Below are 7,508 nucleotides of genomic sequence, written 5' to 3' on the forward strand. Positions count from 1 at the left end.
CTCCTTCTGCCGGCAGAAGGAGCCAACACGTCAGGCCGGCTGTGTTTCCCGGCGCAAGTATTGCATGGCCAGGGCGGCGATCACCAGGCCGAAGCCGACGAGGTCGGCCAGCGCACCCGGGTACACCAGCGCGAAGCCGGCGGCCAGCAGCATCCAGCGCTCCGTCAGCGTGGTGCGCTTCAAGGCCCAGCCCTGGAAGCCGGCCGCCAGGGCCGCGATGCCGATGGCGCAGGTCAGCGTCACCTGTGCAATGGACCACCAGTTGGCCGTTGCCAGTGCCTTGGTCGAGCCCATCAGCAGCAACCCCTGGCCGGCCGGATCAAGCACGAACATGAAGGGCACCAGAAAGGCCGGCACGGTGTACTTCCAGCATTGCAGGGTGGTCTTGTACGGATCGCCGCCGGTGATGGCGGCGGCGGCGAACGGCGACAGCGCGGTTGGCGGCGACACTTCGGACAGCACGGCGTAGTAAAAAATGAACATGTGGGCGGCAAAGTCCGGCACACCCAGCTTGATCAGGGCCGGCGCGGCGATGACCGCGCAGATGATGTAGGAGGCCGTCACCGGCACCGCCAGGCCGACGATCCACACCACCAGCGAGGTGAAGATGGCTGTAAGCAACAGGGAACCACCGGCATAGTCGATCACGATGGAACTGAACTTCAGGCCCAGGCCGGTCAGCGTGACGACGCCGACGATGATGCCGGCGCCGGCGCAGGTGGCGGCGACGTTGAGCACACCGATGGAGCCGCCTTCCATGGCCTTGACGAACGGCGACTGAAACAGGTTCTGGCGCCACGAGCCCTTGCCCTGGAACAGGTCGTAGGAGAGCAGGGCGCAGTCACGGCGCAGGAAACTGGTAAAGAACGACACCACGGTGGCCCAGAACACCGAGAGCACCGGCGAGAAACCCCACATCATGAAGGCGACGATGGAAATCAGTGACAGAAAGTGGAACCAGTATTTGCGGGTCAGATTCCACACCGTGTCCACCTTGGCGAAAGCGGTGTTGCCCATGCCGTATTTGCGGGCGTCGATCTCCACCATCAGGAACAAGGCCAGGTAGAACATCAGGGTCGGAATCACCGCCATCAGCAGCACGTCGAGGTAGGAGATTTTCAGGAATTCGGCGATCAGGAAGGCCGCCGCGCCCAGCACCGGCGGCGAGATGATGGCGCCCAGGCCACCCGCCGCCAGCAGGCCGCCGGCGGCATTTTTCTCGTAGCCGGCTTTCGCCAGCATGGGGTAGGCGACGGCGCCCAGCGTCACGGTGGTGGCGACGCCGGAGCCGGACGGTCCGCCCAGCAGAAACGAGGCCAGCACCACGGTGCGGCCGGCACCGGTGGGTTTGCCACCCATGGCGGAAAACGAAAAATCGATGTAGAACTTGCCGGCGCCCGAGTACTGCAGGAAGGCGCCGAAAATCGTGAACAGGATGATCAGCGAGGACGACACATCGACCGCCACGCCGTAGATGCCTTCCAGGGTCATGTACATGACGCCCACCAGGCGGCCGATCTCGTAGCCCTTGTGCGTCCAGGGTGCCGGCAGCCAGGGACCGAACAAGGCATACAGGATGAATGCGGAGGTGATCGCCGGCATGATCCAGCCATTGGTGCGGCGCATCGCTTCCATCACCAGGGCGATCAGCGCGATGCCAAAGACGATGTCCCAGGTTTCCGGGGCGGTGTTGCGGTCGGTGAAATCGTCGCCGCCCTGGATCAGGTAGACCACGATGGCAATCGACAGGGCGGCGGCGATCCAGTCCCACCACATGATGCGGTGTCGAAAGCGGCTGGCGACCGGGAACATCAGAAAACACAGTGTCAGCACGAAGCCGACGTGCACCGGGCGCAGGGTCTGGGTCGGCACGATGCCGTAAGCGGTGTAGAGATGAAACACCGACATGACAAACGCCAGCAGGGTCACCAGGGCTGCCAGCCAGCCCTTGAACTTGTTGGCCGCGCCCTCGTCGGCTTCGATGAATTCCTCGGCCTTGTGCAGCGCGTCTTCGCTGACGACTGCGGGCACATCCGGTGCGCTGGACTGGTTCATGCTGGCAGGACCTTGTAGGTTGGGGGTGCGGGGCGAAAAAAACCCCGCTTGGAGCGGGGCCTAGCGCGCCGGCAGCTCAGTTGAACTTGACGCCTCTCTCGGCAAAGTACTTCATCGCGCCGGGGTGAAACGGGATCGGCGAGGCGTTGGTTCGCTGGTTTTCCAGTTTGAAGTTGACGGCTTCCTTGTGCACCGCAATCAAGTCCTCACGCCGCTCGAAAATGGTCTTGACGATGTTGTAGGCGGTCTTGTCGTCCATGTTTTCATGGGTCACCAGGATGTTCATCACGGTGGCCTGCTTGTTGTCGCTGTCCATGCCGCGGTAGACATCCTTGGGGATCACATCTTCGACATACAGGTTGCCGTACTTCTTGTTCATGGCCGGCACCGCCTCGGCATGGTCCACCATCTTGAGTTTGATGCCGGGCGTATTGGCCAGATCGGTCACGCCGGCGGTCGGCAGGCCGCCGACCCAGAAGAAGGCGTCGATCTTGCCGTCCTTGATGGCGTTGACCGATTCGGCCACACCCAGGCGCTCGCGCCGCAGGTCGCGGTCCTTGTCCAGACCGGCTGCCTCGATCAGGCGAAACGCCATCACTTCGGTGGCGCTGCCGGGTGAGCCGGTGGAGACGTGCTTGCCCTTCAGGTCGGCCATTTTGGCGATGCCGCGGCCCTCCACGCTGACCACGTGCATGCGATTGGGGTACAGCACCATCAAGGTCTTGAGCGGCACTTTATGGCCTTTGAACTTGTCCTCGCCACGGTAGGCGTCCTGGCTGGCATCGGTCATGGTGAAGCCGATGTAGGGCTTGCCGCTGCCGATCAGCTTGAGGTTGTCGACCGAACCGCCGGTGACCTCGGCGGTGGCCTGCATGCCGGGCACATGCTTGGACAGCACGGCCGCCATGCCGCCCCCCATCGGGTAGTAGACCCCGCCGGTGCCGCCGGTGGCGATGGAAATGGTTTGTCCCGCTGCGCTGAGCGACAGGACCAGGCCGGCGAGCAGTGCGCAGACCGAAGGCGTGATGGCTTTCATGATGTCTCCTGAAAAGTACCGTGGTGCCGATTTTTTTCCGGGTGCTGTTTCATTCTGCCACTCGGGGGCGCTTCGGTGTCTAATGACTTTCCCTCGGGTGCTGTCCCGCAGCAGACAGCAAAAGCCGGTGCGCTCTTTAGGCCCGCAGGAAGTCCCGGATGGCAAACAGCACGCCGTCGGGCGCCTCGGTCATCAGCGAGTGGCCGGCCTCCAGCACCACCACCTTGGCCCGCGCCGCCTTGGCCGTCAGCGACTGCGCCGCCTTCGGCGGCGTCATCTGGTCCTGGCGGCCCAGGATAAAGAGGGTGGGGCACTGCACTTGTGCCATGGCGGCTTCCCCGTTGCGGTAGTCGTCGCAAGCCTTGAAGCCGGTGTGAAACACGTTGACCGCCGGGTTGCTGGCCAGCACGCGCTTCATCAGCGCGCGCGAGCCGCCGTAGAGCCAGGTGCCGGGGCCTAGCGCCGAGGGCGGCGGCGCCAGCGTCGAGTGCGAAAAAGTGTTGACCAGGTCGATTGCCTTCAGCGGCGCCTTGATCGAGTTCTCCAGCAGCACGGGCGAGACCTTCATCGGATAAGCAGTGCCGACCATGATCAGGTGGCTGACCCGCTGCGGCGCCCGGGCCGCTGTCTCCAGCGCGATCAGCGAGCCAAAGCTGTGGCCCACCAGCGCCGCCTGGGCGAGGCCTGACGCGTCCATCAAGGCCAGCACAAAGTCGGCCGCCTGTTCCACCGTGGCGGGGGGCTCGCCGGCGCTGCGGCAATGGCCCGGCAGGTCCAGCGCCAGCACGTTCCAGCCGTGATTGGCCAAATAGCGCGTCTGCAGAATCCAGACGCTGTGGTCGTTCAGGACGCCGTGGATGAAGATCACGGTGGGCTTGGCGGCATCGAAGGCTTTGCCGCCGGTATAGCAGTAGGTCTTGGCGCCATTGACTTGCAAGTACATTCTTTCTCCAGTCTCAGTGGTCTTGTTGGTATTTGTCATCCCGGACTCGATCCGGGATCCAGGCAACGTTCGCGCAGGGAGGGGCGGTGCTGTGGATTGCGGATCAGGTCCGCAATGACAATGGCTAAATTCTTTCCGCGATTTTGAGTGCACGCTTGAGGTCGTCGATCAGATCGTCCGGGTCTTCCAGGCCGATCGAGAGGCGTATCGTGCCCTGCGTGATGCCGCCGGCGGCCAGCGCCTCGTCGCTCATGCGGAAATGCGTGGTGCTGGCCGGGTGAATCACCAGGCTGCGGCAGTCGCCCACATTCGCCAGGTGGCTGAAGACCTTCAGGTGTTCGACGAACTTCTTGCCCTGTTCGCGGCTGCCCTTGAGGTCGAAACTGAAGACCGAACCGGCGCCGCGCGGCAACAGTTGTTGCGCCAGCGCGTGGCTGGGATGGCTCGCCAGCAAGGGGTGGCCGACGCGCGCAACGAACGGCTGGTTCGAGAGAAATTCGACCACTTTTTGCGTGTTGCTCATGTGGCGCTCCATGCGCAGCGACAAGGTTTCAATGCCTTGCAGAATCAGCCAGGCCGAATGCGGGCTTAAGGCAGCGCCGAAGTCGCGCAGACCCTCGCGCCGGGCTCGCAGCAGGAAGGCGCCGACGGTGGACTCTTCGCTGAACACCATGTTGTGAAAGCCTTCATAAGGCGTGGTGAGCTCGGGGAATTTGCCTGACCGGTCCCAGTCGAAGTTGCCGCCGTCCACCACGATGCCACCAATCACGGTGCCGTGGCCGCTCAGGAACTTGGTGGCCGAGTGGTAGACCAGATCGGCCCCATGTTCGAACGGCTTGATAAGCCAGGGCGAGGTCAGGGTGGAGTCCACCAGCAAGGGCACGCCGGCTTCGTCGGCGATGGAACTGACGGTGGCTATGTCCAGCAGGTCGAGTCCGGGGTTGCCCACCGTTTCGCCAAAGAATAATTTGGTGTTGGGCCGAACGGCAGCGCGCCAGCCGTCAATGTCACCCGGCTTGACAAAGGTGGTCTCTATGCCGAAGCGGCGCAGCGTGTAGTGCAGCAGGTTCTGCGAGCCACCGTACAGCGCGGTGCTGGCCACGATGTGCGAGCCGGCGCCCATCAGCGTGGCAATGCTCAGGTGCAGCGCGGCCTGGCCGCTGGCCGTAGTGATGGCGCCGATGCCGCCTTCCAGCGCCGAGACGCGCTGCTCCAGCACCGCGTTGGTCGGGTTGCTGATGCGCGAGTAGACGTGGCCGGCGCGCTCCAGATTGAACAGCGCGGCGGCGTGGTCGCTGGACTCGAAGACGAAGGAGGTGGTGAGGTGAATCGGCACGGCGCGGGCGCCGGTGGCCGGGTCGGGTGCGGCACCGGCGTGCAGCGCCAGGGTGTCGAAGCCGGGGTCTGAATAGCCGGGCATGGGATTCCTTTTGCGATTTTGTGATCAGTGGGCATTATCCTGTGACGCGCCCGAAGAATTCTTCGTCTGGGATAATCCCAGCCATGAGCGGCAACACTTTCGGAAACTTATTCGCGGTCACCAACTTCGGTGAATCCCACGGAGCGGCCATTGGCTGCGTGATCGACGGCTGCCCGCCCGGCATGTTGTTGAGCGAGGCTGACATCCAGGGCGATCTGGACCGGCGCCGGCCCGGCACTTCCAAGTTCGTGACGCAGCGCAATGAGCCCGATACGGTGGAAATTTTGAGCGGCGTGTATGAGGGCCAGACCACCGGCACGCCGATCTGTCTGCTGATCAGGAACACCGACCAGCGCAGCAAGGACTACGCCAACATCGTGCAGACCTTCCGCCCCGGGCACGCCGACTACAGCTATTTTCAGAAATACGGCATTCGCGATCCGCGTGGCGGTGGCCGCTCTTCGGCCCGCCTGACGGCGCCCATGGTGGCGGCCGGCGCGGTCGCCAAGAAGTGGCTTTTCGAGAAATACGGGACCCGGTTTCGCGGCTGCATGACGCAGATCGGCGAGCTGCCCATCGCCTTCGAGTCCTGGGACTTTGTGTCCGGCAATCCGTTTTTTGCGCCGCTGGCCGATGTGGCGGCGCTGGAGACCTATCTGGAGGCCTTGCGCAAGGCCGGCGACTCCTGCGGTGCCCGTCTGCGCGTCTCGGCAACGAATGTCCCGGTCGGCCTGGGCGAGCCGCTGTTCGACAAGCTGGACGCCGACATTGCCTACGCCATGATGGGCATCAACGCCGTCAAGGGGGTGGAGATCGGCGCCGGTTTTGCCAGTGTGACGCAGCACGGCTCGTCGCATGGCGACGCGCTGTCGCCGCAGGGTTTTCGCTCCAACAACGCCGGTGGCGTGCTGGGTGGCATCAGCAGCGGGCAGGATCTGGAAGTCTCCATTGCGGTGAAACCCACCAGCTCCATCCTGACGCCGCGCGAGTCCATCGATGTGGCGGGCCACAGCACCGAAGTCAGTACCAAGGGGCGGCACGACCCCTGCGTCGGTATTCGCGCCACCCCCATTGCCGAGGCCATGCTGGCACTGGTGGTGATGGAGCACGCGTTGCGCCAGCGCGCCCAGTGCGGCGATGTGACGGCCAGCCTGGCGCCCATCAACGCCTCGGCCTGACTTGTCGACCGAGGCGGCGCAGCGCCGACACCTGATCCCGTTTGCCGCGCTGTCGGCGAGCTACTTCGCCCACATCGGGTTCTTCAATCCTTACCTGCCCCTGTGGCTCAAGGACATGGGGCTGGGCGTCTTCGATATCAGCCTGCTGATCGCGGTGCAAGCCGCCACGCGCCTGTTTGCACCCTACGCCTGGGGCGCCTTGAGCGACCACACCGGCGAGCGCGTCAAGCTGCTGCGCCTGGGGGCCAGCGTGGCCTTGCTGTCGTCGGCGGGGCTGTTCTTCAACTTTGGCATGGGCTGGTTGGCTGCCGTGCTGCTGCTGATGTTCACCCACACCAGTTTCATGATGGCCATGAGCGAGGCGGCGATGGCGCATCTGGTGACCAGCGGCGGCGCCTTCGATGCCCGCCGCTATGGCCGCGTGCGCTTGTGGGGCTCGCTGGGTTTCTTGGTCACGGTGTTTCTGGCCGGTGCCTGGTTTCAGAAGTTTGGCATGGCACATTTTCCAGCCTGGACCGCGCTGACGCTGGGCGCCGTCTTCATCAGCGTGTGGCGCCTGCCCGACCTGAAGGAGGCGGTGCATCCGCACCAGGTCAAGCTCGCGGTCTGGCCCGTGCTGCGCCAGCCGCCGGTGCAGTGGCTGTTTGCCTCCATGTTTTTCCATGTGCTGGCGCACATGAGCATCTATGTTTTCTTCTCGCTCTACCTGGACCACCTGGGCTACAGCAAAACCGTCATCGGCCTGCTATCCCATCTTTCTCAACTCGCCGTTGCTTTCCCGGGAATTGGATCTTGGGTTGCGCGTAAGTGCTTGATTTGCAAAGGGGCAAGCCGTGGCGACGCTTGTGGTGGAGACTTTGGTCCTTGTCGTGGAGG

Annotated in this window: 6 protein-coding genes; 2 read left to right on the forward strand and 4 right to left on the reverse strand. The window is 63.9% G+C overall.

What is annotated here, in order from left to right:
* Positions 1–30 precede the first annotated feature (30 nt).
* From PHS32_RS21405 to PHS32_RS21420, 4 genes are all read right to left on the reverse strand, one after another.
* The gene (locus PHS32_RS21405) at positions 31–2,055 is read right to left on the reverse strand and encodes a TRAP transporter fused permease subunit (RefSeq protein ID WP_301081407.1); all 2,025 of its coding nucleotides are present in this window, start codon (positions 2,053–2,055) and stop codon (positions 31–33) included.
* Positions 2,056–2,131: 76 nt separating this feature from the next.
* Positions 2,132–3,091 carry a TAXI family TRAP transporter solute-binding subunit gene (locus PHS32_RS21410; RefSeq protein WP_301081409.1) on the reverse strand — a complete coding sequence of 320 codons (960 nt, stop codon included), beginning with the start codon at positions 3,089–3,091 and terminating at the stop codon, positions 2,132–2,134.
* A gap of 136 nt (positions 3,092–3,227) precedes the next feature.
* Entirely contained in the window at positions 3,228–4,034 is an 807-nt protein-coding gene (locus tag PHS32_RS21415; protein ID WP_301081411.1) for an alpha/beta hydrolase, read from the reverse strand.
* A gap of 124 nt (positions 4,035–4,158) precedes the next feature.
* Positions 4,159–5,454, reverse strand: a complete 1,296-nt coding sequence (locus tag PHS32_RS21420) for an O-acetylhomoserine aminocarboxypropyltransferase (protein WP_301081413.1) — start codon at positions 5,452–5,454, stop codon at positions 4,159–4,161.
* 83 nt (positions 5,455–5,537) lie between these two features.
* On the opposite strand from PHS32_RS21420, the gene aroC reads away from it, so the two are divergent.
* Positions 5,538–6,632 carry a chorismate synthase gene (aroC, locus tag PHS32_RS21425; protein WP_301081415.1) on the forward strand — a complete coding sequence of 365 codons (1,095 nt, stop codon included), beginning with the start codon at positions 5,538–5,540 and terminating at the stop codon, positions 6,630–6,632.
* 1 nt (position 6,633) lies between these two features.
* Positions 6,634–7,508, forward strand: an 875-nt coding sequence (locus PHS32_RS21430; RefSeq protein ID WP_301081417.1) for an MFS transporter, incomplete at its 3' end; no start/stop codon positions are given.

This window comes from Rhodoferax sp. (genome assembly GCF_028714215.1).
In the GTDB taxonomy this organism is placed as follows: Bacteria; Pseudomonadota; Gammaproteobacteria; order Burkholderiales; family Burkholderiaceae_C; genus Rhodoferax.